Annotated in this window: 1 protein-coding gene; it reads left to right on the top strand. The window is 42.9% G+C overall.

What is annotated here, in order from left to right; genetic code table 11:
• A partial coding sequence (locus tag J7R10_RS08400; protein WP_208436458.1) for an ATP-binding cassette domain-containing protein occupies positions 1 to 650 on the top strand: 650 nt, incomplete at both ends.

Here is a 650-nt window from a genome sequence, read left to right as displayed (position 1 = left end):
GAAACTTTAGCGCATTATCTCACAGGAGGGAGGGGTGATACTCTTGTGATCAATGGGCAAGAGCGGCATGTTGTTTCTTATATGAAAGACTTTTTATTTTTACCCGAACAAGCGCGCACCCCCCTCAAAGAATTTTCAGGTGGAGAAAGAGCGCGACTCATGCTTGCAAGGCTGCTTTCGCGTCCAGCAAATTTTTTGATTCTCGATGAACCGACCAATGATTTGGATATGGAAACATTGGATTTGTTACAAGAGTTTATTGCTGATTTTGCGGGGACAGTATTGTTGATCAGCCATGACAGAGATTTTTTAGATCGAACTGTAACGCATGTGTTGGCGCCCCAAGGCGATGGCCGCTGGATTTTGTACGCTGGTGGTTATAGTGATATGATGGCGCAGAGCAAGCAAGCTGTGTTAGCGCGTAAAGAGTTATCAAAGCCTTATGTGCAAAATCACTCAAAACAGGGAACATCGAGGGAAAAAGCGGTATCCCGCAAATTGTCTTATAAGCAAGTTTATGCACTGGAAAAATTGCCTGAACAAATTGCTTCTTTGCAGGATGAAATAAAAAAAATTGAACAAGAACTTTCTGATCCAGCGCTCTATAGCTGTGATAAAGCTCGTTTTGAGCGTCTCTCTACAATGCTTCA

The organism is Bartonella vinsonii subsp. berkhoffii ATCC 51672, assembly GCF_902825225.1.
Classification (GTDB): Bacteria; Pseudomonadota; Alphaproteobacteria; order Rhizobiales; family Rhizobiaceae; genus Bartonella; species Bartonella berkhoffii.
Note: the sequence above shows the minus strand (reverse complement) of the source record. Positions and strands in the feature narration are given on the sequence as shown.